This window comes from Xylophilus sp. GOD-11R, from assembly GCF_033546935.1.
Classification (GTDB): Bacteria; Pseudomonadota; Gammaproteobacteria; order Burkholderiales; family Burkholderiaceae_C; genus Xylophilus.
Map to the genome: position 1 here is coordinate 713,497 of NZ_CP137854.1, position 26,341 is coordinate 739,837.

At 68.8% G+C, this 26,341-nt stretch carries 24 protein-coding genes; 10 read left to right on the forward strand and 14 right to left on the reverse strand.

All coding sequences use genetic code 11. The features are described from left to right. Nucleotides 1–19: 19 nt before the first annotated feature. Nucleotides 20–973, reverse strand: a complete 954-nt coding sequence (locus R9X41_RS03355) for a LysR family transcriptional regulator (protein WP_318633483.1) — start codon at nt 971–973, stop codon at nt 20–22. 99 nt (nt 974–1,072) lie between these two features. Between R9X41_RS03355 and R9X41_RS03360 the strand changes: the two genes are divergently transcribed. The 10 genes from R9X41_RS03360 to R9X41_RS03405 all read left to right on the forward strand — a co-directional run bounded on the left by R9X41_RS03360 (nt 1,073) and on the right by R9X41_RS03405 (nt 13,303). After that, nucleotides 1,073–2,302, forward strand: a complete 1,230-nt coding sequence (locus R9X41_RS03360) for an MFS transporter (RefSeq protein ID WP_318633484.1) — start codon at nt 1,073–1,075, stop codon at nt 2,300–2,302. A 56-nt stretch (nt 2,303–2,358) separates the two neighbouring features. After that, complete coding sequence (locus tag R9X41_RS03365) at nt 2,359–4,494, forward strand: ATP-binding protein (protein WP_318633485.1); 2,136 nt, start codon at nt 2,359–2,361, stop codon at nt 4,492–4,494. A 21-nt stretch (nt 4,495–4,515) separates the two neighbouring features. Further along, complete coding sequence (locus R9X41_RS03370) at nt 4,516–5,421, forward strand: LysR family transcriptional regulator (RefSeq protein WP_318633486.1); 906 nt, start codon at nt 4,516–4,518, stop codon at nt 5,419–5,421. Between the two features lie 55 nt (nt 5,422–5,476). Continuing rightward, nucleotides 5,477–6,124 carry a 4-carboxy-4-hydroxy-2-oxoadipate aldolase/oxaloacetate decarboxylase gene (locus R9X41_RS03375; protein ID WP_318633487.1) on the forward strand — a complete coding sequence of 216 codons (648 nt, stop codon included), beginning with the start codon at nt 5,477–5,479 and terminating at the stop codon, nt 6,122–6,124. A gap of 56 nt (nt 6,125–6,180) precedes the next feature. Then, complete coding sequence (locus R9X41_RS03380) at nt 6,181–7,158, forward strand: Bug family tripartite tricarboxylate transporter substrate binding protein (protein WP_318633488.1); 978 nt, start codon at nt 6,181–6,183, stop codon at nt 7,156–7,158. A gap of 139 nt (nt 7,159–7,297) precedes the next feature. Next, on the forward strand, nt 7,298–7,963 hold the full coding sequence (gene ypfH, locus R9X41_RS03385) for an esterase (RefSeq protein ID WP_318633489.1): 666 nt from the start codon (nt 7,298–7,300) through the stop codon (nt 7,961–7,963). 1,212 nt (nt 7,964–9,175) lie between these two features. After that, nucleotides 9,176–9,481 (forward strand): hypothetical protein, encoded by a 306-nt coding sequence (locus R9X41_RS03390; RefSeq protein ID WP_318633490.1) that lies wholly within the window; start codon nt 9,176–9,178, stop codon nt 9,479–9,481. A gap of 36 nt (nt 9,482–9,517) precedes the next feature. Further along, a complete protein-coding gene (locus tag R9X41_RS03395; RefSeq protein ID WP_318633491.1) occupies nt 9,518–9,877 on the forward strand; it encodes a hypothetical protein in 360 nt (119 codons plus the stop codon). A gap of 94 nt (nt 9,878–9,971) precedes the next feature. Then, nucleotides 9,972–12,326 (forward strand): TonB-dependent receptor, encoded by a 2,355-nt coding sequence (locus tag R9X41_RS03400; RefSeq protein WP_318633492.1) that lies wholly within the window; start codon nt 9,972–9,974, stop codon nt 12,324–12,326. A gap of 68 nt (nt 12,327–12,394) precedes the next feature. After that, nucleotides 12,395–13,303, forward strand: a complete 909-nt coding sequence (locus R9X41_RS03405) for a copper chaperone PCu(A)C domain-containing protein (RefSeq protein WP_318633493.1) — start codon at nt 12,395–12,397, stop codon at nt 13,301–13,303. A 972-nt stretch (nt 13,304–14,275) separates the two neighbouring features. On the opposite strand, the gene R9X41_RS03410 is transcribed toward R9X41_RS03405, so the two are convergent. From R9X41_RS03410 to R9X41_RS03470, 13 genes are all read right to left on the reverse strand, one after another. Further along, nucleotides 14,276–15,001, reverse strand: coding sequence for a GntR family transcriptional regulator (locus tag R9X41_RS03410; RefSeq protein WP_318633494.1), 726 nt, complete (start codon nt 14,999–15,001; stop codon nt 14,276–14,278). 23 nt (nt 15,002–15,024) lie between these two features. Further along, nucleotides 15,025–15,744: a cysteine hydrolase family protein gene (locus R9X41_RS03415; RefSeq protein ID WP_412556658.1), complete on the reverse strand. Its 720-nt coding sequence runs from the start codon at nt 15,742–15,744 to the stop codon at nt 15,025–15,027. Next, the gene (locus R9X41_RS03420; protein WP_318633495.1) at nt 15,741–17,348 is read right to left on the reverse strand and encodes an ABC transporter ATP-binding protein; all 1,608 of its coding nucleotides are present in this window, start codon (nt 17,346–17,348) and stop codon (nt 15,741–15,743) included. The genes R9X41_RS03415 and R9X41_RS03420 overlap by 4 nt, the downstream gene beginning before the upstream one ends. Further along, nucleotides 17,345–18,067: a biuret amidohydrolase gene (locus tag R9X41_RS03425; RefSeq protein ID WP_318633496.1), complete on the reverse strand. Its 723-nt coding sequence runs from the start codon at nt 18,065–18,067 to the stop codon at nt 17,345–17,347. The genes R9X41_RS03420 and R9X41_RS03425 overlap by 4 nt, the downstream gene beginning before the upstream one ends. Next, on the reverse strand, nt 18,064–19,104 hold the full coding sequence (locus tag R9X41_RS03430; protein WP_318633497.1) for a formamidase: 1,041 nt from the start codon (nt 19,102–19,104) through the stop codon (nt 18,064–18,066). Before R9X41_RS03430 ends, R9X41_RS03425 begins: the two co-directional genes overlap by 4 nt. 12 nt (nt 19,105–19,116) lie before the next feature. Continuing rightward, nucleotides 19,117–20,037 carry an ABC transporter permease gene (locus R9X41_RS03435; protein WP_318633498.1) on the reverse strand — a complete coding sequence of 307 codons (921 nt, stop codon included), beginning with the start codon at nt 20,035–20,037 and terminating at the stop codon, nt 19,117–19,119. Further along, entirely contained in the window at nt 20,034–21,137 is a 1,104-nt protein-coding gene (locus R9X41_RS03440) for an ABC transporter permease (RefSeq protein WP_318633499.1), read from the reverse strand. The genes R9X41_RS03435 and R9X41_RS03440 overlap by 4 nt, the downstream gene beginning before the upstream one ends. A gap of 58 nt (nt 21,138–21,195) precedes the next feature. Continuing rightward, nucleotides 21,196–22,308 carry a BMP family ABC transporter substrate-binding protein gene (locus R9X41_RS03445; RefSeq protein WP_318633500.1) on the reverse strand — a complete coding sequence of 371 codons (1,113 nt, stop codon included), beginning with the start codon at nt 22,306–22,308 and terminating at the stop codon, nt 21,196–21,198. Between the two features lie 189 nt (nt 22,309–22,497). Next, the gene (gene hpxZ, locus R9X41_RS03450; protein ID WP_318633501.1) at nt 22,498–22,878 is read right to left on the reverse strand and encodes an oxalurate catabolism protein HpxZ; all 381 of its coding nucleotides are present in this window, start codon (nt 22,876–22,878) and stop codon (nt 22,498–22,500) included. A 25-nt stretch (nt 22,879–22,903) separates the two neighbouring features. Further along, nucleotides 22,904–24,310, reverse strand: coding sequence for an AtzE family amidohydrolase (locus R9X41_RS03455; RefSeq protein ID WP_318633502.1), 1,407 nt, complete (start codon nt 24,308–24,310; stop codon nt 22,904–22,906). Further along, entirely contained in the window at nt 24,307–24,522 is a 216-nt protein-coding gene (locus R9X41_RS03460; RefSeq protein ID WP_318633503.1) for a DUF4089 domain-containing protein, read from the reverse strand. Before R9X41_RS03460 ends, R9X41_RS03455 begins: the two co-directional genes overlap by 4 nt. Then, a complete protein-coding gene (locus R9X41_RS03465) occupies nt 24,519–25,340 on the reverse strand; it encodes an ABC transporter ATP-binding protein (RefSeq protein WP_318633504.1) in 822 nt (273 codons plus the stop codon). Before R9X41_RS03465 ends, R9X41_RS03460 begins: the two co-directional genes overlap by 4 nt. A gap of 157 nt (nt 25,341–25,497) precedes the next feature. Next, entirely contained in the window at nt 25,498–26,337 is an 840-nt protein-coding gene (locus tag R9X41_RS03470; protein ID WP_318633505.1) for an ABC transporter permease, read from the reverse strand. Between the last annotated feature and the right edge of the window lie 4 nt (nt 26,338–26,341).

Sequence of the window (26,341 nt, forward strand, 5' to 3'; positions counted from 1 at the left end):
TCGCACCTCCGCCCGGCGCTCAGCTCGACCAGAGCGCGCCGCGCACCGCGGCCGGCGCGGCTTCGCGGATCGTTTCCAGAAAACGGCGCAGGCGCGCGGGGTAGTAGCGCGCATGCGGATAGACGAGGTACATCGGCAGGGGCGCGGCCTGCCAGTCGGGCAGCAGATGCTGCAGCCGGCCGGCGGCGATGTCTTCGTTGAGCACCCAGGCCGAGCCGACGGCCACACCCACGCCGAGCAGGGCGGCGCTGCGCAGGGCGTACAGGCTGTCGGTGGCCAGCCGGGGCTGGAAATGGACGCGGTGCCGCTCGCCGCTGGCCGCGTTGCTCAATGCCATCTCGGTGCGATAGAAGGCGCGCAGCGACAGCCAGGGCAGCTCGGCCAGTTGCGCCGGATGGTCGACGACGGGCCGGTCGCGCAGCAGTGCGGGCGCGGCGACCACGATGCGCGGCACGTCGGCCAGGGCGATGGCGACCACGTTGGGGTCGCTCACCTCGCCGACCTGGATGGCGCAGTCGACGTTGTGGGCCACGAAGTCCGGCGCACGGTCATGCAGCAACCATTCGATGGACACGCGCGGGTAACGCGCGAGATAGTCCGCCACCGGGCCGACCAGCTGCGCCTGTCCGAACGCATGCGGCGCCACCACCCGCAGCACACCTTCGGGCTCGTCGCCAGCGCCGCGCAGGTCGGCTTCGAAGGCATGCCAGTCCGCCAGCAATTCGCGGGCGCCGTCGAAGCAGCGCTGCCCGTCTTCGGTGAGTGCCATCGCATGGGTGGAGCGCTTGAGCAGGCGCAGGCCGAGCTGTTTTTCGAGCAGCTGCAACCGGCGGCTGACGGTGGGCTGGGTGGTGCCCATCGAGGCGGCGGCGGCCGAGATGCTGCCGGCCTCGACGATGCGCACGAAGGTGCTCATCAACTCGATCCGGTCACCGGATGCGGTCGAGGCGGCGCGTGGAAGGCTTTTTGTCATGCGTAGAGCGTATATCCGGCTTGCGTTGCACGCCACTACCGTCGCAGAAGGCTTTTGATGAAACTCCGGACCAGTCTCAGAAAAACACGGGAAACCACCATGTCCGCCATTCGATCTACGCATATTCCAAGCGCTTCGGCCAGCACCGCGCCAACCTTGCCGCCCGCACTCGTCTTTTTGCTCGCTGCCAGTGCGGGCCTGTCGGTGGCCTCGCTCTACTACAGCCAGCCGATGCTCGGCGTGCTCGGTGTCTCCATCGGCGCGAGCGACCAGGCCGTCGGCATGGTGCCCACGCTCACCCAGCTCGGCTACGCCTTCGGCCTGCTGCTGCTGGCGCCGCTGGGCGACCGCTTCGACCGGCGCAGCATCATCGTGATCAAGGCGGCGGTGCTCTGCGCGGCGCTGCTCGCGGCGGGCGCCGCGCCTTCCATCGGACTGCTGCTGGCTGCGAGCCTGGCGATCGGGCTGTCGGCCACGCTGGCGCAGGACATCGTGCCGGCGGCGGCCACGCTGGCGCCGGAGGCCAGCCGCGGCAAGGTGGTCGGCACGGTGATGACCGGCCTGCTGATGGGCATCCTGCTGTCGCGGGTGGTGAGCGGCTTCGTGGCCGAGCATTTCGGCTGGCGCACGGTGTTCGTGTCGGCCGCTGCAGCCATCGCGCTGGTCGGCGTGGCCGCCTGGCGCGGGCTGCCGAAATTCCGGCCGACCACGCAGCTCGGCTACGCCGACCTGATGGCATCGCTCGGTACGCTCTTCGTGCGCCACGGCGGTCTGCGCCGGGCGGCGCTGGCGCAGGGGCTGCTGTCGGTGTCCTTCAGCGCGTTCTGGTCGACCCTGGCGGTGATGCTGCACGGCGAGCCCTTCCACCTGGGCGCGGCGGCCGCCGGTGCCTTCGGGCTGGCGGGTGCGGCGGGCGCGCTGGCCGCGCCGCTGGCCGGCCGGCTGGCGGACAAGCGCGGCCCCGAACTGGTCACCCGGCTCGGCGCGGCGATCGCCATGCTGTCCTTCGCGGCCATGGCGCTGTCGCCCTGGGTGGCGCCGCATGCGCGGCTGTGGCTGATCGTGGGCAGCGCCATTGGCTTCGACCTGGGCATCCAGGCCACGCTGATCGCGCACCAGACCATCGTCTTCAGCATCGACCCGCCCGCCCGCAGCCGTCTCAACGCGGTGCTGTTCGTGGGGGTCTTCGTCGGCATGGCGGCCGGCTCCGCCCTGGGCAGCGTGGTGCTGGCCGCCTGGGGCTGGATGGGCGTGACCGCGCTCGCCACCGCGGCGGCGGGCGCAGCGTTGCTTGTACGCCTCTGGCCGGGCGCCGCCGACGCCCGTTGAGGCCCGGTCGCACGGCAAAATGGCGGGGCCGATCCAGGCGATGCCCCTTATTTGCTGTGCAACCGAACACTTCCATCCAACACGATTGCCACCGATGGGACGACCTGCTCCTCGCCTTCGCCGCGAAGCTGCGGCTGGACATGCCGCCTGGCGAGCTGATACGCACCGGTGTCGAGACGCTGATCCACGCCCTGCGCGTGGCCCGCGTCGGCTACGGTGAGTTGTCGGAAGACGGCCTCACCTTCCTCGTCGAGCACGACCGCGTCCGCGGCGGTGCGATGCACTTGCCCAGCCTCGCCGGCATCCACCGTATCGAAGCCCATTCCTACCTGGCGCGGGTGCTCGGCCAGGGCCGCTGCGTGGTGATGGCCGACGTGCGCTGCGACGCCGAGGCGGCAGCCACCGCAGAGACGCTGGAGGCCGTCGGCATCCGCGCGCAGCTGGTGCTGCCGGTGATGGACGCGGGCCGCCTCGCGGGTGTTTTCTTTCTGCACGACGACCAGCCGCGCGACTGGACCGACGCCGAGATCGGCTTCACCCGCGACGCCGTCGAACGAGTGCGCCACGCCATCGAACGCAGCCAGTCCGAACAGCGCCTGCAGCAACTCGCGGCCACGCTGGAGCAACAGGTGCTGGAGCGAACCCGGGCGTTGCGCGACTCCGAGGACTTCGCCCGGCTGGCGCTGGCGGCCAGCGGCGGCGTGGGCGTGTGGACCTACGTGGTGGAGTCCGACCGCTTCTTCTGCGATGCGTCCATCTCCGATCTCTATGGCATAGACCCCGACGCCGGCCAGGCCGGCGTGTCGCGCGCCGAGTTCCTCGCCAACGTGCATCCCGACGACATGGAGCGCCTGCGGGCGACGATGTCGGGCGGCCTGCAGCACAGCGGCGACCTGGAGCTGGAATACCGCATCCGCCATCCGGACGGCTCGGTGCGCTGGGTGCTGTCGCGCGGCCACACCTACTTCGACGCCGCCAACCAGCCGGTGCGTCGCACCGGCGTCGGCATCGAGACCACCGGCCGGCGCCAGCTCGAGGAGCAACTTCGCCAGGCGCAGAAGATGGAGTCGCTCGGCCAGCTCACCGGCGGCATCGCGCACGACTTCAACAACCTGCTGCAGGGCATCGTGCTGCCGCTGCAGATATTGCAGCGCCGCCTCGGCCAGCCGCAGCACGCCGGCCTGTTGACCTATATCGAAGCCGGCATGTCGGCGGCCAAGCGCGCGGCCGGGCTCACCCAGCGCCTGCTCGCCTTCGCTCGCCGCCAGCCGCTCGATTCACGCACCGCCGACCTCGCCGCGCCGCTGCGCGAACTCGAGCCGATGCTGCGCAACAGCTGCGGCGAGAACATCGTGCTGGCCATGGACGTGTCGTCCTCGCTCTGGCCGGTGGTGACCGACGTGAACCAGTTCGAGAACGCGGTGCTCAACCTGGTCATCAACGCACGCGACGCCATGCCCACGGGCGGCCTGGTCACCGTGAGCGCGCGCAACCTGCCGGCTGAATCCGGCCACACGGCGCGCAACGTGCCGGCCGGGCTGCCGGCCGGCGACCATGTCTGCATCACCGTCGCCGACACCGGCACCGGCATGGCGGCCGACGTGATCGAGCGCGCCTTCGACCCCTTCTTCACCACCAAGCCGATCGGCCAGGGCACGGGCCTCGGCCTGTCGATGGTCTACGGCTACGCACGCCAATCCGGCGGCATGGCCGTGATCGACAGCACCGTGGGGCAGGGCACGCGGATCTCGCTGTATTTCCCCCGGGCGGCAGCGCAAGACACGCGGCTCCCTGCCACTCCCGTGGCCATCGGCCCGCGGCCCTCGTCGCGGCAACGCATTCTGGTGGTGGAAGACGACGACATCGTGCGCCGCTTCGCCGTCGAGATGCTGCGCGAGGAGGGCTACGAGCTCCGCGAGGCCACCACCGGCTACGAGGCGATGAGCGTGCTGGAGATCGACCACGGCTTCGATCTGCTGCTGACCGACGTCGGTCTGCCCGGCCCCAACGGCCGGCAGGTGGCCGACTTGGCGCGCGAGCGGATTCCCGGCATCAAGGTGATCCTGATGACCGGCTACGCCGAAGAGGCCGCGCACAAGAACACCTTCATCGGCTCGGGCATGGAACTCATCGTCAAGCCCTTTGATTCCGAAGTGCTGCTGGCGCGGGCGCGCCGCGCGCTCGCCGGCTGATCGGGCAGGCGCAGGCGGCCGGTGAACCACCGCCAGCTTCGCTATTTCTGCGAGGTCGCGCGCCAGGGCACGCTGGCGCGCGCGGCCGAGCGGCTGTGCGTGGCGCCGACCGCGATCAGCATGCAGATCGCCCAGCTGGAGCAGGGCCTGGGCGGCGAGCTGTTCGACCGCGCCGTCAAGCCGATGGCGCTGACGGCACTCGGCCGCTTCTTCCTGCCGCGCGCGCTGCAGCTGCTCGACCACGGCGAGCAACTCGAGAAGGAAGCCCGCGACATCGCCGTCGGTAACGCCGGCTGGTTGGGCATCGGCTTCGTGCGCTCGGTCATGAACTCCTTCCTGCCGGCGGCGGTGCGCAGGTTCCGGGCGCTGCGGCCGGGTGTGCGGCTGGAGCTGATCGAGATGCTGTCGGAACACCAGGCCGAGCACCTGCGCAGCGGGCGCATTCAGATCGGCTTGTCGCGCTACGCCCGCCTGCCGGAGCCGCCCGCCGACCTGCGGCACACGGTGCTGTTCGAGGATCCCTTTCTGGTCGCGCTGCCGGCCGAGCATCCGCTGGCCGCCCAGGCGGTGCTGTCGGTGACCGCGCTGCAGGAAATGGAGTTGATCAGCTATCCCAAGGATCCGCAGAGCTCCTTCGCGCAGAACATCACGGCCATCCTGCAGGCCGCCGGCGTCCGGCCGCGTGTCGGCCACGAAGCCATCGAGATCCACACCGCGCTCGGGCTGGTGGCCGCAGGCCTGGGCTACGCGGTGGTGGGCGCATCGGTAGCGCGGCGCGGCACCGCCGACGTCGCCTTCGTGCCGCTGCAAGGACTGGATGCGCGCACCACCGTGCTCACCGTGACCCGGGCCGACGACCAGGGGCCGCTCACGGCTTCGATGCTGCAGGCACTCGACCAAGCCGCGCGGGATATTCAGGCAAACTGAACTAAGTTTCGAAAAACGGCGATATATGCAGTTTCAGGCGGCAGATGATGGCGCCATGAGACAAGACATATCGAGCGAAAAGCTCACCACGCTGCGCCAGCTCGGCGCCGCCACGGTGTATGAAGCCCAGGGCGCCAAGGGCGCGCTCGACAGCGGCATGAAACCCATCGACCCCACGGTGCGCCTGGCAGGCCCCGCCTTCACCGTCGATTGCCGTCCGGCCGACAACCTGATGCTGCACTACGCGGTGATGAAAGCCCGCCCTGGCGACGTGCTGGTGGTCGACGCCAAGGCCTTCATGGAAGCCGGCCCGTGGGGCGACGTGCTGACCATCCAGGCGATGAAGGTCGGCATCGCCGGCCTGGTCATCAACGGCTGCGTGCGCGACGCCAACCTGATCATCGAACTCGGCTTTCCGGTGTTCTGCCGGGGCCTGTCGATCAAGGGCACCGGCAAGAACCAGCCCGGCCGCGTGCAGGTGCCGGTGTGCATCGGCGACGTGCAGATCCACCCCGGCGACATCGTCGTCGGCGACCGCGACGGTCTGGCGGTGGTGCCGGCCGGCGAGGTCGACGCGGCCATCGCCAGCGCGGTGCAGCGCGAGGAAAAGGAGGCCGGCCAGCGCGAGGCCATCGGACGCGGCGTGATGACCGCCGAGCTGCTCGGCCTCACCGACACCTTGCGCCGCCTGGGCCTGGACTGACCACCCGCGCCGCACCGGATCGAAACCAGAAAAAAGAGAAAGAAAGAGACAAAGCCATGAACTTGAAGAACCTCCTCCGCGCCAGTGCCACCGCCCTGGCACTGGCCGCCGCCGCGGGCAGCGCGCTGGCCCAGGCCGCCTATCCGCAGAAGTCCATCCGCCTGATCGTGCCGTGGCCTGCCGGTGGCGCGACCGATGCCGTGGGCCGTGCCCTGGCCGAAGCCTTGCGCACTCAGCTCGGCCAGAGCGTGGTGGTCGACAACATCGCCGGTGCCGGCGGCAACATCGGCACCCAGCAGTTCGTGCGGCAGCCGGCCGACGGCTACACGCTGCTGCTGGCCACCAGCTCCACCAATTCGGCCAATCCCTATCTGTACAAGAGGCTCGGCTTCGATCCGGTGAAGGACTTCACGCCGGTCGCCGCGCTGGGTGTGATTCCCAGCGTGATGATCGTCGGCGCCCAGTCGTCCTGGCAGTCGCCGGCCGACATCGTGAAGGCGGCCAAGGCCAACCCCGGCAAGATGTCCTACGGCTCCGGCGGCGTGGGTAATTCGGCGCATCTCGGCGGTGAGCTGTTCAAGTCGGTCACCGGCATCGACGTGATCCACGTGCCGTACAAGGGCAGCGCGCCGGCGCTCACCGACGTGATGGCCGGCCAGCTCGACTACATGCTCGACACCGGCGCCTACGGCCAGCTCAAGGGCGGCGGCAAGATCCGCGCGATCGCCGTGGCCTCGCCCCGGCGCCACCCGCTGCTGCCCAACGTGCCGACTTTCGAGGAGCTGGGCATCAAGGGCATGACGATGAACGCCTGGTACGGCCTGGCCGCGCCGGCCGGCACGCCGCCCGCGGTGGTCGCGCGGTTGAACGAGGCGGTGGAAGCGTCGTTCAAGCAGGGCGATCTGACGCGCCGCCTGAACGACATCGGCGCCGAAGTACAACCCGGCAACGCGGCGGCCTTCGCGGCCTTCTGGCAGTCGGAACTTGCGCGCTACGCCGGCCTGGTCAAGCTGACCGGTGCGACGCTGGACTGACGCGGACGATCGAAAAAGCTGCGAGGTGATCGCCGGCGGCTGCGCGCCCGGCGTACATGCTGGCGATGGGTTGCGCAGGTGTCGGGCGCGGCGGGCGACGGCTTCGTCGGAGAATCGACGTTTTTGTAGGAGACCTCGCATGCCTGAGCACATCGTCGTGCAGATGCCGGCCGACTCGGCGCCGGCGCAACAGTTGTTCCTGCTGTTCCATGGCGTGGGCAGCATTCCGGAGAGTCTGTTTCCCCTGGGCAAGCTGCTGGCCGCGCGCTTTCCTGCGGCGGCCGTGGTCTGCGTGGCGTCGCCCGAGGCGTCGGACCGGGGAGGCGGGCGGCAGTGGTTTTCTGTGCGCGGCGTGACCGAGGAGAACCGGCCCGGCCGGGTCGCGGCGGCGATGGATCGGTTCGTCGGGGTGGTGCGTGACTGGCAGACGCGGACCGGGTGTTCGTCTGCGCAGACGGCCTTGGTGGGGTTCTCGCAGGGGGCGATCATGGCGCTGGAGTCCACCCAGCTCGACGGGGAGTCGCTGGCGGGGAGGGTCGTGGCCTTGGCCGGGCGGTTTGCCGCCGGGGTTCGGGTGGCTGCGGGGAGTACAACGGTGCACTTCGTCCATGGGGAGGACGATCCGGTCATTGCCTGCGGGTATGCCGAGGCGGGGGCTTCGGCGCTCAATGGCCTTGGTGGGGATGCGACCGTGGATCTGTTGCCCGGCGGGGGGCATTCGGTGGATGGGGTCGTTGGGCAGGTTGTTATTTCGCGGCTGGTGGGGTATGTGCCTAAGCGGGTTTGGGAGGAGGCCGTGCGCTGAGGAGGGGGTGCCGCTGCGTGGGCTGCCCGTCCTCTGCCGGCTGCGTGCCACTGCGTGGGCTGTGTCTCCTGCGGAGGGCAGAGGCCGGGATTTCGCCCCGGCGGGCGAGTCACTTTCTTTGCTTCGCCAAAGAAAGTAACCAAAGAAAGGCGACCCCGGTGGGCGAGGTCCTTCGGACACGCTGCGGTACTCGGTTTTGCGGGGTCTGGCGGAACTCGCTTCGCTCAGACAGCCGCCAGCCCTTATCCGCAAAACCTCCGTTCCTCGCTCTCGACCACAGGGGACCCCAAACACCACACGGGCCATCGCTGCGCTCGGCACACCACGGTCTTCGCTGCGCTCGACGGGGGAATGGGGCGACACGTCCATGGGGCGGTGCAGATGGGTACACGGCAAGCGCATCGGTCGGTGCGACAGCAAGCGCGCAGACAGTTGAGCGCTTGCCAGCGCGCATGGCGCTCGGACCAGCGCGGCCCCCTCACCGTGCTCAGTGCGGTCGACTGTCCTTACCCTCTCAGCCTCGACCCGCGCAGCGGGGCCATGGCACTGGATCGACCCTTGTCCAAACTGTTGCCGCTAGAGCGTTCGAAGGCACATTCCCCAGGCCGAGCGAAGCAATGGCCCGACCGAGCTTCGAGCTCGTCTTCAAGGCAACTTTCTTTGGTGACTTTCTTTTTTGCCAGAAAAGAAAGTTACCGCGGGTCTGGGGGCGCGCAAGCCCCCAGCTCCACCCTACGAAGAGCAGAAGAAAAGAAAAAAAGAAAAACCCAACTCAGCCCGTCATCACACCGCCGCATAAAACCGCATAAACCGAGAATCCTCCCGGCTATACCCCGGCCGAGCCTGCAAAAAACGCTTGGGCACCACCTGCAACCCCTCGACCGCGTCGACCTGGCAATACAGCCAATCGTGCCCCGGAAACACACTGTGCCCAGCCGTCTGATAGGCACTCAGCCAGGCCCCCCCATCGTGCCCCACCCCCACGGCGTGCGGCTCCACAGTCCGCCGCGCCCCCCGGTACATGAAGGAAACGGCCCGGCGGCCCCGCACGGCATCGATCAGCTCTGGCAACAACGCGTGTCTCCCGATAAATTGAGTTGTGATCAAGATACCGGCACAACCCCGCCACGGCGTTACGTGGTGCAACGCAGCATCACCCCCACCCCGGCAGGCGAAAATGCCCGCCCGCCCCCAACAACAGGACCCCACCGCATGATCGTGCGCATCGAAATCGAGGGAGGCCGCGCCGGCTTCTACGAATACCGCGTCGTCTACGACACCGAAGAGCTCTACGCCGACGCCGGCCTCGGCTCGGTAGCCGACTGCCTGGTCGGCGCGGTCGAGGGCATGTCGCCCGACATGGTCGCCGCCGAGATCTGGTACCGCGCCGTCTGCTCGGGCACCTACAGCCTGCCGGTGATCGCCACCAACCACGAAGGCATCGCCCAGCACGCGGTGAACACCACCGAAGCCATTCGCGAAGTCACCGGCGAAGACGACCTGCCATCGCAGGAGTGAAGCGCGCCGTCGACAACGCTCATCGATAATCGCCCGATGCCCGCCCGCCATACCGCCCGACTCATCGCCCGCTTCGTGCTGGCGTGGTTCGCGCTGTACCTGGGCGCCGCGGTGGCCTCGCCGCTGGTGCATCCCACCATGTCCTTCGAGCTGGTCTGCTCGGGCGCGGGCACCGCCAAGCTCATCAAGAAGAGCGATCTCGACGGCCAGGTGTCGTCTGCCAGCATGGACTGCCCGCTCTGCGCACCCGGCGGCGCACCGCCACCCTCGGTGCCGGCACTCGCCCCGGTGCCACCGCAGCCCCTGGCCTATGTGCTGCGTTCCATTCCGGCGGCGCGCATCGCCGCGATCACCGCCGCGCCGCTGCCGGCGCGAGGGCCACCCCGGGTTTCCTGACCTCCGCAGTTCCGTGCACAGCCGATCCGCCACGAAGCAGATCGCCTGCGCCCGGTCCCCGGCGTTCGCGCCGGATCTCAGGAAAACCCGAGCCATGAACAAGACATCCCTGGCCGGCGCGATCGCGCTGGCCTTCCCTTTCGCCGTGCCGTGCGCATGGGCGCAAGAAACCGTACCGGACGCCGCCGCCGCCGCGCCAGTCAAGACCCTGGGCGTGGTCACCGTCACCGGCGGCCAGCCTACCTCGCTGCCCACGCAAATTCCCACCACCATGGAGGGCATCACCCGCGAGCAGATCGAGCGCACCGTCAACGCCAGCGACAGCGAGGACGCGCTCAAATACTTTCCCAGCCTGCTGGTGCGCAAGCGCTACATCGGCGATTACAACCACGCGATCCTGTCGAGCCGCGCCTCGGGCACCGGCAACAGCGCGCGCTCGGCCGTGTATGCCGACGGCATCCTGCTGTCGAACTTCCTCGGCAACGGCGTGGGCGGGCTGTCGTTTCCGCCGCGCTGGGGCCTGGTGACACCCGAGGAGATCGAGCGCGTCGACGTGATGTACGGCCCGTTCTCGGCCGCCTATCCCGGCAATTCGGTGGGTGCGGTGGTCGATTACGTCACTCGCATGCCGACGCAGTTCGAGGCCCACGCCAAGGTCGGCTACACCTCGCAGCCCTTCGAGCTGTACGGCACCAGCCAGACCTACCGCGCCTGGCAGACCAGCGCCTCGCTCGGCAACAAGAACGGCGACTGGTCGTGGTGGCTCAACGTCAACCGTACCGACAGCGAAGGCCAGCCGCTCACCTTCGCCAGCCGCACCCGCGCCGCCGGCACCGCCTCGGCGGCCGGTACGCCGGTCACCGGCGCCGTGCCGGGCAGCAATGCGGCCGGCGCGCCGTGGTATGTGCTCGGCGCGGGCACGCAGTACCACACGGTGCAGGACCACCTCAAGGCCAAGCTCGCCTACGACATCACGCCTACCATCCGCGCCAGCTACGTGCTGGGCTTGTGGCAAAACCGCGCGGCCGGCAACGCCACCTCGTACCTGCGCGACGGCGCCGGTAACGCCGTCTACAGCGGGCCGGTCAACATCGGCGGCGCCGCCTATACCGGCGCGCAGGCGCTCGGCGGCGGCGACTTCGCGACCACCCGCGAGAACCTGCTGCACGCCATGCACGGGCTGTCGGTCAAGAGCCATACGCAGGGCGTGTTCGACTGGGAAGTCGCCGCCAGCCTGTACGACTACCGGCAGGACGACAAGCGCCAGAACGCCGCGAGCAACCCGCTGCCCGCCGCGCTCACCGGCGGCGCGGGGACGCTGGCCGACGGCAGTGGCACCGGCTGGAACACGCTGGCGCTCAAGGGCACCTGGCGGCCCGGCGGCACGGCCGGTGCACACATCGTCGATTTCGGCTTCCAGCAGGAGCAATACAAGCTGCGCTACACCACCAGTACGCTGGCCGGCAACTACCTGGTCGACGACAGCGGTCCGCTGGCCAGCCAGGTGCGCGGCGACACCCGGCTGCAGAGCCTGTGGGCGCAGGACACCTGGCGCATCGCGCCGCGCTGGAAGGCGGTGCTGGGCGGCCGCGCCGAACGCTGGCAGGCCGCGGACGGCAGCACTGCGTTCTCGTCGACCAGCGCGTTGGCCTATCCCGACCGGCAGGAGAGCCACTTCTCGCCCAAGGCCGCGCTGTCGTGGCAATGGCTGCCGGCGACGGTGCTCAAGGCCTCGGTCGGCCGGGCGGTGCGCTTTCCCACCGTGGCCGAGCTCTACGGCGCCACGTCCACCACCAACTCGCTCTACATCAACGATCCGAACCTGCGTCCCGAGCGTTCATGGACCGGCGAACTCAGCGCCGAGCAGGACCTGGGCAACGCGCTCGCCCGGCTCACCTTTTTCGCCGAGGACACCCGCGACGCGCTGTATTCGCAAACCCTCTACGACCCCGCCGCCAACCGCAACGTCAGCCGGGTGCAGAACGTCGGCCGGGTCGCCACCCGGGGCCTGGAGGCCGCGATCAACGGCAGCGACGTGCTGGCCCGTGGCCTGGACCTGAGCGGCAGCGTCACTTATGCGCATTCGGTCATCAAGGAAAACGACGGTTTCGTCGCGGTGCCGGGCGACACCATCGGCAAGCGCCAGCCCAACGTGCCGGCCTGGCGCGCAACCCTGCTGGCCAGCTACCGCTTCGACGAACGCTGGTCGGCCAGCTTCGGCGCGCGCTACAGCGGCAGGCAGTACCGCACGCTCGACAACAGCGACGTCAACGGCTTCACCTACCAGGGTGTCAGCCGCTTCTTCACCACCGACCTGCGGGTGCGCTACCGCATCGCGCGGCAGTGGACGGCTGCGTTCGGCATCGACAACCTGAACAACTACCAGTACTGGAACTTCCATCCCTATCCGCAGCGCAGCTATACGGCGGAGCTGAAATGGGACCTATGAAGCTGCTTTGTCCTCGCTTGTTTGCAAGGACCGATATCTCTCGCCTTCCTCTCCCACGGAGCACATCCATGAACCGACTTCCTCTTCTCTCCCGCATCGCCTTTCTGACCGCCTCGCTCGCCGCCGGTGCAGCGGCACAGGCCCACATCACCTTGCCGCCCGGTGGCGCCACGGCCGGCACGCGTTACGACGCTGCCTTCCGGGTCGGCCATGCGTGCCAGGGGTCCATGGCGACCAATGCCGTCACGGTGCAGTTGCCCGAAGGCTTCGAGTTCGTCTCGGCCCAGCCGCGCACCGGCTGGACGCTCACCACGTCCGGCCGCACCGTGTCGTGGAAGGCCGAGTCCGCGCAGACCGCGCTGCCGACGGGTGAGCGGGCCGAGTTCATCGTGCGCGGAAATCTGCCGGCGCGGGCCGGGACGCTGTTCTTCCCGGTGCTGCAGGGGTGTGACAAGGGCAGCGCCGACTGGGCGCAGCTGCCTTCGTCGGCGCAGGACAAGGCTGTTTTTCCGGCGGCGCGGCTGGAGGTGCTGGCGGCCGGGGTGGCGCCGGTCGAGGTCAAGGATGCGTGGATACGTACGGCCGTGAAAGGTCAGAGCGGGACGGGTGGTTTCATGAAGCTGCAGGCGCCTTCGGGCGGGCGGCTGGTCGGGCTCAGGGCGGCGGAGGCCGGGGTGGCCGAGGTTCACGAGATGAAGATGGAGGGGGATGTGATGCGGATGAGGGCGCTGCCCAATGGGCTGGAGTTGCCGGCCCGGCAGGTGGTGGAGCTCAAGCCGGGGGGGTATCACCTGATGTTGACGCAGCTCAAGGATGCTTTGCCTGTGGGACGGGAGGTTGCCTTGACTCTGGACTTTGTCGATCTGGAGGGGCGCAAGAGCAGTGTGGTGGTGAAGGTGCCGGTTTTGGCTTCGGCTCCTGGGGGAGGGGGCGCTGCCGCTGGGCATGAGCATGGGATGAGTGGGATGAAGCACTGATGGGCTTCTTTGGAATGTTTCTCTCTGCCGAGGGGCTTGCTCTTTGTTTTTGAGCAGGGTGCTTTTTTCCTGTTTCTTCTCTTGGCAGAGGGCGGAGCTGGGGGCTTGCGCGCCCCCAGACCCGCGGTAACTTTCTTTTGTTGGGACAAAAGAAAGTCACCAAAGAAAAACCCTTGAAGACGAGCTCGAGGCTCGGTCGGGCCATTGCTTCGCTCGGCCTGGGGAATGTGCCTTCGAACGCTCTAACGGCAACAGTTTGGACAAGGGTCGATCCAGCGCCATGGCCCCTGCTTCGCAGGGTCGAGGCTGAGAGGATAAGAACAGGCGACCGCACTGGTGGAGCGCGCAGGTGGCATGCGAAGTGCCCTGCTGGAATGCTGAGCGTGGCACTCGAACATCGACCCGCAGGAGAGCACGAACGGGCGGGCCATCACGGCGTGACCTGGACCACATGCGCCGTGCGCGTGGCGATCGAATCAGCGCGGCCCCCTCACCGTGCTCAGTGCGGTCGCCTGTCCTTACCCTCTCAGCCCCGACCCTGCGAAGCAGGGGCAGAGGCACTGGATCGACCCTTGTCCAAACTGTTGCCGCTAGAGCGTTCGAAGGCACATTCCCCAGGCCGAGCGAAGCGATGGCCCGACCGAGCCTCGAGCTCGTCTTAGCGTTTCTTTGGTGACTTTCTTTCCGCGGAAAGAAAGTTACCGCGGGTCTGGGGGCGCGCAAGTCCCCAGCTCCACCCTACGTTCAGTAGAAGAAAACCAAAACAGACCAGCCCGTTCAGCAAGAGCACCCCAAGCCTTCAGCGAGAAACCCGCCCAACCCCCAAATCGATATCGCCAAACACCTCAACCCGCCCCGCTCCCCCCGTCGAAGACGAATCACGCGAAGCAGAAGACCCGGTGGTCGTACACCCGACCACCCCCCAAACCGCCAACACCAGCGCCCCCACTCGCACCCACCGCAAAGAAAACATCACGTCCGACCCCCACTCTGCCGAGCCAAAAAAACCTGATGCAAGGTGATCTTGCGCACCTCCGCCTGACTCGTCTCGATATGCGTGCGCAACAGCAGATTGGCCTGCTTCCCCCGCTTGGCCAGAATGGCATTCAGGATCTGCGCATGCTCGTCGTAGGTGGCGGTGATGCGCGGCTGCTGCGTGAAGTCCAGTCGCCGGATGATCCGGATCCGATCCGTGATGTCCCGATGCACCCGCGTCATCGGCCCGTTGCCCGATGCCGCGACCAGCTCGCAATGAAACTCCTCGTCCCAGGCCGATACCTGCGCGTTGTCGGTACTGCGCTGCGCAGGCGGCACCAGCCAGATGGCGCTCAAGGCCTCCAGCCGGGCCGCGTCGACCCGGGGGGCGTCCTCGCACAGTCGGGTGACCGCCGTGCTCTCCAGCACCAGCCGCAGCTCGTACAACTGCTCGAACTCGTCGAAGTCGAACGGCAGCACCCGCCAGCCCGCCCGGAACAACACCTCGACGAACCCCTCCTGCTGCAAACGAAACAGCGCCTGCCGCACCGGCGTGCGCGACACGCCCAGGCGCTCGCTGACCTCGCCCTCGGTGAACCGGTCGCCCGGCAGCAAACGAAATTCGGCGATGTCGCGCTTGATCAGCGTGTAGGCGTCTTCGGCGCGCGAACGAAACGCCGCCGGATCGGCCTTGGAGGGCAGGGTCGCAGGAATGGAGGACACCGTCGGATGTTAGCGGCTCGCCTTCACCCGCCTGCCAGCACAGGCAATGCGGATGCCCCGGTGGCGAGCACCGCCAGCAGCGCGGAGCTGGGGGCGGTCCAGCCGACGATGGCGCCCTGCGCCTGCATCATCTCCACCGCCGCGGCTTTGAACTGCGGGAAATAGCTCTCGGTGCAGTCCTCCAGCAACAGGCAGTCGTAACCCCGGTCGTTGGCCTCGCGCATGCTGGTCTGCACGCAGACCTCGGTGGTGACGCCCATGAACAGCAGGTGCGTGATGCCCGCCGCCTGCAGCCGCTCGTGCAGGCCGGTGGCGTAGAAGGCGCCCTTGCCGGGTTTGTCGATGACCCATTCACCCGGCACCGGCGACAGCGCGTCGATGATCTGGTTGCCCGGCTCGCCGGCGACGAGGATCCGGCCCATCGGTCCGAGGTCGCCGATGCGCAGGCTGGGCGCGCCCCGGTTGCGCTTGGCGGGCGGGCAGTCCGACAGGTCGGCCGCATGCGCCTCGCGGGTATGCACCACCAGGCCGGATGCGGCGCGCCAGGCGGCCAGCACCGAGGCGCAGGCGGGCACGATGGCTTCGAGCAGCGACACGTCGTTGCCGAGCGTTTCGCCGAAACCGCCGGGCTCGATGAAGTCGCGCTGCATGTCGATGATGACCAGCGCGGCCGTCCGAATATCGAAGCGGTAGGCGAAGGGCAGGGCGTTCGCCACGGTGATGGTGTTGGGGTCGCTCATCATGCGGAAACCTCCTCGGGGGTGGCGGGGGCGTGGTGGTCGCCGCCCATGTAGGCGCCGAGCACCGCGCGTTCGGCGTCGGAAGCGGCGGTCTCGTAGACGATGCGGCCTTCGCTCATCACCACGATGCGGTCGGCGAGCTCCAGCAGTTCGTCCAGGTCTTCGCTGATCAGCAGCACCGCACCACCGCGTTCGCGCACCCCGAGGAGGCGCGAGTGGATCTCGGCGACGGCCGCGAAGTCGAGCCCGAAGACCGGGTTGGCGGCGATCAGCACGTTGATGTCGCCGGCCAGTTCACGGGCCAGCACCGCGCGCTGCACGTTGCCGCCGGAGAGGCTGGCGATGGGCGCGTTCTCGCCGCGGGTCTTCACGCCGTATTCGGCGATCCATTCGCGTGCGCGCTGGCGCCAGGCGCCGGCGTCGAGCCAGCCGCCCTTGGACAGCGGTGGCCGGTCGAAGTCGCGCAGCGCCATGTTCTCGGCCACGCTCAGCTCACCCACGCAGGCGTTGCGCAGCGGCTCTTCGGGCAGGCTGCGCACCTTGAGCTGGCGGTTCTCGGCGCGCTGGCCGCGGTAGGCGCGGCCGAGCACGGTGACTTCGCCGCCGAGCCGCGCCCGCTGGCCGACCAGGGCTTCGACCAGCTCGCGCTGCCCGTTGCCCGAGACGCCGGCCACGCCGAGGATCTCGCCGGTGCGCACGTGCAGGCCGAGGTCCTGCACGGCCAGCGTGCCCCGGTCGCCGAGCGCCTGCAGGCCGCGTACCTGCAGGGCGATGGGGGCTTCGGGGTCGGCGGGCCTGCGCTGCGCCGCATGTTCGTCGCCGCGCTCTTCCTCGAGCGGTGGCGGCGCGGAGCCCTCGCCCATCATGGCGCGGGCCAGGCGGGCGGGGTCGGTGTCGGCGACCGCGCAGTGGTGCACCGCGCGGCCGCGCCGCAGCACGGTGACGTTGTCGGCATAGGCGGTCACCTCGCGGAACTTGTGCGTGATGATCAGCACGGTGCACTGGCCGCTGCGGGCGAACTCGCGCACATGGCCGAGCACCTCGTCGGCCTCCTGCGGGGTAAGCACCGAGGTCGGCTCGTCGAGGATCAGCAGGCGCGGCTTCAGGTAGAGCTGCTTGAGCAGTTCGAGCTTCTGTTTTTCACCGGCGGCCAGTTCGGAGGGCTTCTTGTCGAGGTCCAGCGCGAAGGGCGTGGTCGAGAGAAAGGTTTCCAGTTCGGCGCGCTGGGCTTTCCAGTCGATCAGCGCCGGCGTCTTGCCGCCGGCCAGCAGCAGGTTCTCGGCCACGGTCATGCCGGGCGCCAGGGTGAAGTGCTGGTAGACCATGCCGATGCCGAGCGCGCGCGCCACCACCGGGTTGGCGATGTCCTGCTCGCGGCCGTCGATGAGGATGCTGCCTTCTTCTGCGCGCTGGAAGCCGGCGACGCACTTCACCAGCGTGCTCTTGCCCGCGCCGTTCTCGCCGAGCAGGGCGTGCACCGTGCCGGGCTCGACACGCATGGTGACGCGGTCCATGGCGGTGAAGGCGCCGAAGCGTTTGGTCAGCTCATAGGTGTCGAGCGCGAGGGCGCCGGTGGGGCGCGGCACGGGGTCGAGCGGGGCGATCATGCCGGGGCTCCCACGGCGGCGATCAGCGCCTCGGAGGTGGCGTGCGCGCCGAAGACGCCGCCCTGCATGGTCACCATGTTCAGCGCGGCCTGGTGGTTGGCCGGATCGGTGGCGGCGGTGCAGTCCGACAGCAGCAGGCATTCGAAACCACGGTCGTTGGCGTCGCGCATGGTGGTGTGCACGCAGACGTCGGTGGTGATGCCCGCCAGGATCAGGTTGCGGATGCCCCGGCTGCGCAGGATGAGTTCGAGGTCGGTGGCGTAGAAGCTGCCCTTGCCGGGCTTGTCGATAACGGTTTCGCCGGGCAGGGGCGCGAGCTCGGGAATGATCTCCCAGCCCGGCTCGCCGCGCACCAGGATGCGGCCGCAGGGGCCGTCGTCGCCGATGCCCACGCCGCCCGCGCCGATCTGCCGCGAACGCCAGCGCTTGTTGGCCGGCAGGTCCGACAGGTCCGGGCGGTGGCCTTCGCGCGTGTGCAGGATGGCAAAGCCCAGCGGGCGCAGCGCGGCCAGGGTGCGGGCGATGGGCTGGATCGGCGCCTGGGTCAGCGAGAGGTCGTAACCCATCACGTCGACATAGCCGCCCTTGCCGCAGAAGTCGGTCTGCATGTCGATCACGATCAGCGCGGTGTTGTCCGGGCGCAGGTCGCCGTCGTAGGGCCAGGCGTAGGGGTGGGCCGCGACGTGGCGCGTGGCGGCGGCGGTGATGGACGCGGTCATGGCTGCTGCTCCTTCTTCGAAGGTTCGACCAGGGGATGGCTGCCCGCGCCGCCGTAGTCGCGCGTGGGCGCCGCGAAGCCGCAGGAAGTGCCGTCGACCACCTGCACCTGATCGCTCCAGGGCAGGCGGTAGGTGCCGGCGGCCATGTCCTGCATGTAGGTGTAGGGGAAGTCCTGGGCGCCGCCCTTCACCGCCACGTAGCCGCGGTGGTAGAGCTGGTAGATGTTGTTCTCCACGCCCCAGCCGGTGCGCGCCTCGCGCACCAGGTCGGGCCGCAGCTCGCAGGTGATGATCTCGTCGACGCGGCCGCCGCCCTGTACCAGCACCGTGCCGTCGAAGCTGCAGAACATGCCTTCGCCCATGGAGTCGAAGTCGCCGTCGCTGCCGCACATGCAGACGCTGGCGGTATAGGCCAGGTTGCAGAAGGCGTTGGCCTGGTTGGTGATCTTCCAGGCGTGGCGGATCGGCGCGGTGTAGCCGGCGGTGCGCAGGATGATCTCCGCGCCCTTGTAGGCGGCCTCGCGCGCCATCTCCGGCAGCATGCCGTCGTGGCAGATGATGAGCGCGAGCCGGCTGCCGTTAGGGCCGTCGCAGACCGGCACGCCCAGGTTGCCCGGCTCCCACGGCTCCACCGGCACCCAGGGATGCATCTTGCGGTAGTAGAGGCGGATCTCGCCGGTGTCGTCGATGACGATGCCGCTGTTGTAGGGGTTGCCGCCGGGGTTGGCTTCCATGAGGGAGAAGCAACCCCAGATGCGGTGGTCCACGCAGGCCTGCTTGAACGCGGCCACCTCGGGGCCGTCGAGCGAACACATGATCTCGGGCGAGGTGTCCATCGACAGTCCGTGCAGCGCGTATTCGGGAAACACCACCAGGTCCATGGTGGCCATGTTGCGGCGCGCCTTGCCCACCATGGCCACGATGCGCTGCGTCTGCGCCGCCAGTTCGGCGCGGTTGCGCACCGTGGGCAATTGCAGTTGCGCCAGGCCGATCACCACCCCGTGGGCCGACTTGTTGAGACCACCCAGACCGCTCATGTTCAAAATCCTTCAGCGTGTGGAAGACAGCTCGCCGGGCGTGCCCGGCGTCACGCTGCCGGGCCGGCAGGTGATGACGAGGATGACCAGGGTGAGCACGTAGGGGACGGTGCCGAACAGGTGATAGCCCCAGCCGACGCCGATCGACTGCAGCGCCGGCCCGATCGCCCCGGCGCCGCCGAACAGCAAGGCCGCGCCCACGCAGCGCAGCGGACTCCATCGCGCGAAGATCACCAGCGCCACCGCGATCAGCCCCTGGCCGCTGGAGATGCCTTCATTCCAGCTGCCCGGATAGAACAGCGTGAGGCCGGCGCCGCCGAGCCCCGCGATGCAGCCGCCGAGGGCGGTGGCGGCGATGCGGATGCCCGGCACCGAATAGCCGAGTGCGCGTGTTGCGTTGGCCGAATCACCGGCCAGCCGCACCAGCAACCCGGCGCGGGTAGCCGCGAAGGCCCAGTGCATGAGTACCGCCAGCGCCATGCCGATCGGCACCAGCACGTTCACCTGCAGGGCCGAGCGCACCACGGCGTTGTCGCTCCAGTCGCCCAGCGGCAGCGCGGGCAGCTGCGGCGCCTGCGGCTGGATCAGCGGCTTGCCCAGGTAGAAGGCCAGGCCGGTGCCCAGCAGCATCAGCGCGATGCCGGTGGCGACGTCGTTCACGCCGCGCAGCGAACACAGCACGCCGTGCAGCAGCGCCAGCAGGCCGCCGGCCGCAGCGCCGATCGCCACGCCCGCCCAGACCGAATCGGTGAGGTAGGCGCCGCCGAACGAAGCCATGGCCGAGAGCACCAGCACGCCTTCGAGCCCGAGGTTGATGCGGCCGGATTTCTCGGTGAGGCATTCGCCGAGGCTGACGAAGAGAAAGGGCGCGCCCACCCGCAGGGCGCCGCCCACGATGGCCGCGAAAAGGGCGATCCACTGGTCGGCTGTCATGAGGTCTTCTCCACGATGGGGGCGGCGGTGGTATTGGCAGCGGTGGCGGTCCTGGATGCCCGGCGCATCCGCGCGAAGAGCGTGGCCCAGTCGACGTGGCGCAAGGCCTCGCTCGCCAGGATCAGCACGAAGGCGATGCCCTGCAGCACCAGCACCGAGGCATCCGGCAGGCCCAGGCGGCGCTGCAGCAGGCTGCCCGCCGCGCCGAAGCCGCCGAACAGAATGGCCACCGGCACGATGGCCACCGGGTTCTGCCGCGCGATGAAAGCCACCAGGATGCCGGCATAGCCGTAACCCGAGATCAGCGAGGCGTTGGCGCTGGTCTGCACCGCCGCCACCTCGACCGCGCCGGCCAGCCCCGCGCAGGCGCCGCCGAGCGCGCAGGCCGCCAGCACCAGCCGCGTCACCGGCAGGCCGACCAGTTGCGCCGTGCGCGGATTGCCGCCCACCACCCGCACCGAGAAGCCCGAGGCGGTAAAGCGCAGCCACACGCCCAGCGCCACGCAGGCGAGCGCCCCGAGCACCAGGCCCCAGTGCACGTCGGAGCCGCCGATGCCGCCGATCAGCAGGCCGTCGGCCAGCGTCGGCGTGGAGGGTTTGTTGAGACTGCCCGGATCGCGCAGCGCGCCCTCGACCAGGTGCTTGAAGATGCCGATCGCCACATAGGCCAGCAGCAGGCTGGCGATGGTCTCGTTGATGCCGCGTGCCTGCCGCAGCCAGCCCGCCAGCATGATCCACAGCCCGCCGACGACGGCGCCCGCCAGGCACGCCAGCGCCGTGCCGGCCACGTTGGCCGGCAGCGGCAACAGCATCGGCAGCGCCGCGCAGGCCAGCCCGCCGAGCACCAGTGCGCCTTCGCCGCCGATGATCACCAGCCCGGCGCGCGCGGGAATCGCCACGCACAGCGCGGTGAGCATCAGCGGCGCTGCCCGCTGCAGCGTGTTCTGCCAGGAGAACCAGTCACCGAAGGCGCCCTTGAACAGTATCAGCCACACGTCGACCGGACTCACCCCGGCGAACCAGACGAACACACCGAACAGCAGCAGCGCCGCCAGGATGGCGAGCACCGGCAGGGCTATCTGTTTGACCGCGTTGTGCATGGGCGCTCCAGGTTGTCAGGACAGCGGCATCGCAAGATGGCCGCGAAGGGCCGGAGGGTCAGAAACTGCCTTGAACGCCTTCGACGAGGTAGTTCATTTTTTCCAGTTCCAGGTCGGTCTGCTTCTGGACCTTGCCTGAGGCCAGCACCTCCTTGCCCTTGTTGTCCTTGATCGGCCCTTTGAAGATGTCGAAGCTGCCGGCGATCATCTTCGCCTTGGTGTCGTCGGCCTTCTTCTTGGCCGCGTCGCTCACCGAAGGGCCGTAGGCGGACATCTTCACGTAGCCCTCCTTCAACCCGCCGCGCAGGAAGTTGGGATGCGGCTTGCCGGTCTGCGCCGCATCCAGGATGGTCTTGTAGGCGGTGATCCAGTTCCACTCGGCGCCGGTGAGGTAGGCGGTGGGCGCCAGCTTGGCCTGGCTGGCGTGGTAGCCGCAGACCATCTTGCCGCGCTTCACGGCGGTCTCCACCACCACCTTGGGGCCGTCGACGTGCATGGTGAACACGTCGCAGCCCTGGTCGGCCAGGCTGTTGGTGGCCTCGGCTTCCTTGACGGCCATCGACCAGTCACCGGTGAAGATCACGCTGCAGGTGATGGACGGATCGACCGAGCGCGCGCCGAGCGTGAAGGCGTTGATGTTGCGCAGCACCTGCGGGATCGGCTTGGCGGCGATGAAGGCGATCTTCTTGCTCTTGGTCATGTGGCCCGCCACCACGCCGTTGAGGTACTGGCATTCGTCGATGTAGCCGAAGAAGCTGCCCACGTTCTTGGGCTTGCCTTCGCTCCACAGGCCGCCGCAGTGCGAGAAGCGCACGTCGGGCTGCTTGGGTGCCAGGGCCAGCACGTGCGGGTCGAAATAACCGTAGGAGGTGGGGAACAGCAGGCTGGCGCCGTCCTGGGCGATCATGCCGGTCATCGTCTTCTGGACGGCCGAGGTCTCGGGCACGTTCTCCTCTTCCACCACCTTCACGCCGGGCATCTTCTTGAGCTCGGCGGCGGCCATGGCGTGCGACTGGTTGTAGCCGTAGTCGTCGCGCGGACCGACATAGATCACGCCGACGGTCAGCGGCTTCTGCGCCTGCGCCAGCGAACTCCATCCACCGAGGGTGCCGGCCGCGCCCAACGCGGCCAGGGTCTTGAGGGAAGCACGGCGGTCAAGGGAAGTCGACATGGAAGCTCTCCGGATTTGAAAAAGTGATGGACGAAGACGAGACGGATATAGGCAGAAACTCAGGTGTGCAAACTTGGATACATGATGAGATGCAAGACGCGTGCCGTGCCCGAACGGAGTGGCCGCGGGCGTTTTCGCCTCGATCGGGGGCGGGTCGCGCTGCGCTGATCCCCGCTCCGGTGCGTGGCTTCAGCCCAGCGGGCTCACATGGGCCGACACCACGCGCCAGCCTTGTGCGGTGCGCATCCACGTCTGGCTCTGGCGGCCGGTGGCGCTGGTGCCTACGCGCTGGAACTCGCAGTTGGCGGTGGCGAAGTCCTGGCCGTAGGTGGTGATGACCACCCGCAGCAGCTCGCGCGCCAGTCCCTTCGACGGCCGCGAGGCCCGGAAGGCCTGGATCTGTTCGTAGCCGTAGAGGTTTTCGGTGGCGCCGTAGCGCAGCGTGTGCAGGCTGTCCCAGAACAGCTCGTCGAGCACGTCGACCTTGTTGTTCACCAGCGCGTCTTCGTAACGGTAGAAGGCGGCCGAGACGTCGGCGACGACCTCGGGCAGGTTGATGGCGTGTTCCATGGTGGGCTCCTTTTTCGGCGGGCGATCAGGCGAGCGGCGCGACCGGTGCGCGCACCACGCCGGCCTGTTCCAGGTGGGCGGCCACGCGCAGCACCAGGTCCTCGCGCCAGGGCGCGGCGATGACCTGCACACCGATCGGCAGGCGGGCGTTCACGCCCCAGACCGGCACCGCGCACACCGGCAGTCCGATGCACGAGATGGGCTGGGTCAGCAGACCCATGTTGGGCCGCACCGGCAGGGTCTGGCCGCCGATCTCGAAGGTCTCCTGGCCGATGGTGGTGGCGGCGCAGGGCGTCGATGGCGCCAGCAGCACGTCGTAGCGCTCGAAGAGTTCGGCCACCGCTTCGGCGTACTTCTGGCGCACCCGCTGGGCGCGGGCGATCCAGGCGGCGGGCAGCAGCGCGCCGGCCAGGAAGCGGTCACGCGAGAGGGGCTCGAAATCCTGCGCGCGGGCGCGCAGGTCGGCCAGGTGCAGGGCGGCGCCTTCGGCATTGGTCACCAGGAAGGCGGCGGCGCGGCCGGCTTCCACCATCGGCAGGTCGATCGACATGCCGGCACCCAGCGCATAGGCCACGCGGGCGACGGCGGTGCGGGCATCGGTGTCGGCCTTCTCATGGAACCAGCCGCCGAGCACGCCGATGCGCAAGCCCGCGATGCCCGCGTTGGCCAGGCTGCCCACCGGCTGCGGCGCGCGGCGGGCGCAGCCGGGGTCGCCGGCGTCGAAGCCCTGCATCGCGTCGTAGGCCAGGGCCAGGTCCTGCGCCGAACGGGCGAAGGGGCCGAGGTGGTCGAGGCTGGAGACAAAGGGGTAGGTGCGGGTGCGCGGCAGCCGGCCGAAGGTGGGCTTGAGGCCGAACACGCCGCACAGCGACGAAGGCACGCGGATCGAGCCGTTGGTGTCCGAGCCGAGCGTCAGCGGCACCTGGCCGGCGGCGACGGCGGCGGCCGAGCCACCGGAGGATCCGCCGGCGATGCGCTCCAGGTCGTGCGGATTGCGGCACGGGCCTTCGTGGCTGTTCTCGGTCGTGAAACCGTAGGCGTACTCGTCCATGTTGAGCGCGCCGACCAGCACTGCGCCGGCGGCTTCCAGTCGCTCCACCAGCAGGGCGTCGGCCGAAGCCGGCTCGGCGCCGCGCTCGATCCTGGAGCCGGCCAGCGTGACCACGCCCTCGATGTCGAACAGGTTCTTGACCGCGAAGGGCATGCCCGCCAGCGGCTGGCCCTTGGCGGGCGAGCCGGCGCGGTCGATCGTCCAGGCGCGGGCCAGGGCGCGGTCCTGCACCAGCGCGGTGAAGGCGTTCACCCGGTCGTCGGTGGCGGCGATGCGCGCCAGGCTGGCCTCGACCAGGGCCGTGGCGGTGCATTGGCCGGCGCGCACGGCCGCGGCCATGCCGGAGGCGTCGCCGAGCAGGAGTTCGTCGGCGTGGTTCATAGGCGTGACAGCCGGGGCGAGACCGGTTCGAAGCGCAAGGGGGATTCGTCGTGCGGCGTCAGCGGCACGGCCTCGACGATCTCGGCCATGGCAGCCGCGAGGGCGAAGAAGCCGAGCACGCCGGGCCGGTGTGCGGGCGCGATCGGCAGGCCGAGCAGTTCGGCGGTGGCGTCGACATGGCGTTCGATGGCAACGGCGGTGGGCTTGCTCATCGGCGCACCTCGCGCTGGAAGATCTCCAGGCTCAGCTTCTTGGTGGCGATGAAGCTCGGCTGGCTCAGCGTGTCGACCGTGCGCGGGCGCGGGTCGTCGTAGCGCAGCACATCGGCCACGCGGGTCGGGCGCTTGGTCAGCAGCAGCACCTCGTCGGCCAGGTAGACGGCTTCTTCGAGGTCGTGCGAGACCAGCAGCATGGTGGTGCCGGTCTGCATGAAGACCTCCTGCAGCTTCTCGCGGATGAACAGCGTCATCTCGAAGTCGAGCGCGGAGAAGGGCTCGTCGAGAAACAGCACCTCCGGGTTGGGCGCCAGCGCCCGCATGATCGAGGCGGTCTGCTGCTGGCCGCCGGAGAGCTCGTAGGGAAAGCGGTTGAGGTCGAACTTCACGTCGAACGAGGCGACCAGCTCGGCCATGCGCCGGTCCACTTCCGCCTTGCTGCGGCCCTCGAGCTTGAGCGGATAGGCGATGTTGTCGATGGTGCGCATCCACGGGAACATCGCCTCGCGGTAGTTCTGGAACACGTAGCCGATCTTGGTGTCCTTGAGCGACTTGCCGTCGAACAGGATCTCGCCGCTGTCGATGGGAATCAGCCCGGCGATCATGTTGATCAACGTCGATTTGCCGCAGCCGTTGGGGCCGAACACCGACACGATCTTGTGCTTGGGAATGTCGAGGTCGAAGTTCTCGTACAGCGGCCAGCCGGCGAAGTATTTGGTCAACCCCCGGATGGTGATGTGGGTGCCGCCCGGGCCGGGGTTGAAGCGTGGTTTGGGGACGTCGGCGTAGACCGGTCCGTTGATGACGGTGCTCATGACGAACCCTTTCTCAAGAGATAACGAAACTGGAGAGGCAGGCCGCAGGCCGCCGCCGCCCGGGGCAGCCGCGGAGCCGGCTTTGCCGGGCCGCTGGCTGTGCCCCCGGCGAGGGGGTAGGCGGCTACGCGAAGCGAGCAAGCCTGGGGGGGCGCCATCACCTACCGCTCCAGTGGACAATTTTTCTTTCGGCGACCAGGAACAGGATGTTGAGCGCATACCCCAGCGCCCCCGCCGACAGGATCGCCGCGTACATGCTCTTCACGTTGAGCACCTGCTGCGCGTCGATGATGCGGTGGCCCAGGCCGGCGTCCGAGCCGATGAACATCTCGGCCACGATGACGATCACCAGCGCCATCGACACCGCCGAGCGCAGGCCGACGAAGCTCGGCTGCAGGCTTTCCCAGATCAGCACGTCCTTGAACACCTGCCAGCGCGTGGCGCCCATTACCCGCGCCGCCATCACCCGCTGCTTGCGGGCGTTGATGACGCCGTAGGCGCTGTTGAAGATCACGATCAGGAAGGCGCCGAAGGCGGCGATGGCGATCTTGTTGATGTCCGACACACCGAAGATCAGCAGGAACAGCGGGATCAGCGCCGATGAAGGCGTGGAGCGGAAGAAGTCCACCAGGAACTCCACGCTGCGATACACCCGCTCGTTGCTGCCCAGCAGCACGCCCAGCGGCACGCCGACGATCGCGGCGATGAGAAAGGCCTGCACCGTGCGCCACACGGTCACCGCGAAGTCGGTGAGCAGCGGCCCGCCGGCCAGGCCGGTGACCAGCGCGACCACGGTGTCGGCCGGCGCCGGCAGCAGGATCGGCTTGATGAAGCCGAGCCGCACCACCAGGTCCCAGAGGATGAACAGCACGACCGGGCCGATGAAGGGCAGCAGCCGGTCCCACAGGGGGCGGCGCGGCAGCACGGCGGTGGCGTTGGCATTGGCGGCCGGCGGGGCCCAGGGGGTGGCCGGCTTGGTGGTGGCGGCGTCGGCCATGGTG

Bases quoted from the DNA above. Each gene is read 5' to 3' on its own strand.
- R9X41_RS03355 (WP_318633483.1), bottom strand. From the start codon at position 973: ATGACAAAAAGCCTTCCACGCGCCGCCTCGACCGCATCCGGTGACCGG.
- R9X41_RS03360 (WP_318633484.1), top strand. From the start codon at position 1,073: ATGTCCGCCATTCGATCTACGCATATTCCAAGCGCTTCGGCCAGCACC.
- R9X41_RS03375 (WP_318633487.1), top strand. From the start codon at position 5,477: ATGAGACAAGACATATCGAGCGAAAAGCTCACCACGCTGCGCCAGCTC.
- R9X41_RS03380 (WP_318633488.1), top strand. From the start codon at position 6,181: ATGAACTTGAAGAACCTCCTCCGCGCCAGTGCCACCGCCCTGGCACTG.
- ypfH (WP_318633489.1), top strand. From the start codon at position 7,298: ATGCCTGAGCACATCGTCGTGCAGATGCCGGCCGACTCGGCGCCGGCG.
- R9X41_RS03390 (WP_318633490.1), top strand. From the start codon at position 9,176: ATGATCGTGCGCATCGAAATCGAGGGAGGCCGCGCCGGCTTCTACGAA.
- R9X41_RS03395 (WP_318633491.1), top strand. From the start codon at position 9,518: ATGCCCGCCCGCCATACCGCCCGACTCATCGCCCGCTTCGTGCTGGCG.
- R9X41_RS03400 (WP_318633492.1), top strand. From the start codon at position 9,972: ATGAACAAGACATCCCTGGCCGGCGCGATCGCGCTGGCCTTCCCTTTC.
- R9X41_RS03405 (WP_318633493.1), top strand. From the start codon at position 12,395: ATGAACCGACTTCCTCTTCTCTCCCGCATCGCCTTTCTGACCGCCTCG.
- R9X41_RS03415 (WP_412556658.1), bottom strand. From the start codon at position 15,744: ATGATGAGCGACCCCAACACCATCACCGTGGCGAACGCCCTGCCCTTC.
- R9X41_RS03420 (WP_318633495.1), bottom strand. From the start codon at position 17,348: ATGATCGCCCCGCTCGACCCCGTGCCGCGCCCCACCGGCGCCCTCGCG.
- R9X41_RS03425 (WP_318633496.1), bottom strand. From the start codon at position 18,067: ATGACCGCGTCCATCACCGCCGCCGCCACGCGCCACGTCGCGGCCCAC.
- R9X41_RS03430 (WP_318633497.1), bottom strand. From the start codon at position 19,104: ATGAGCGGTCTGGGTGGTCTCAACAAGTCGGCCCACGGGGTGGTGATC.
- R9X41_RS03435 (WP_318633498.1), bottom strand. From the start codon at position 20,037: ATGACAGCCGACCAGTGGATCGCCCTTTTCGCGGCCATCGTGGGCGGC.
- R9X41_RS03440 (WP_318633499.1), bottom strand. From the start codon at position 21,137: ATGCACAACGCGGTCAAACAGATAGCCCTGCCGGTGCTCGCCATCCTG.
- R9X41_RS03445 (WP_318633500.1), bottom strand. From the start codon at position 22,308: ATGTCGACTTCCCTTGACCGCCGTGCTTCCCTCAAGACCCTGGCCGCG.
- hpxZ (WP_318633501.1), bottom strand. From the start codon at position 22,878: ATGGAACACGCCATCAACCTGCCCGAGGTCGTCGCCGACGTCTCGGCC.
- R9X41_RS03455 (WP_318633502.1), bottom strand. From the start codon at position 24,310: ATGAACCACGCCGACGAACTCCTGCTCGGCGACGCCTCCGGCATGGCC.
- R9X41_RS03460 (WP_318633503.1), bottom strand. From the start codon at position 24,522: ATGAGCAAGCCCACCGCCGTTGCCATCGAACGCCATGTCGACGCCACC.
- R9X41_RS03465 (WP_318633504.1), bottom strand. From the start codon at position 25,340: ATGAGCACCGTCATCAACGGACCGGTCTACGCCGACGTCCCCAAACCA.
- R9X41_RS03470 (WP_318633505.1), bottom strand. From the start codon at position 26,337: ATGGCCGACGCCGCCACCACCAAGCCGGCCACCCCCTGGGCCCCGCCG.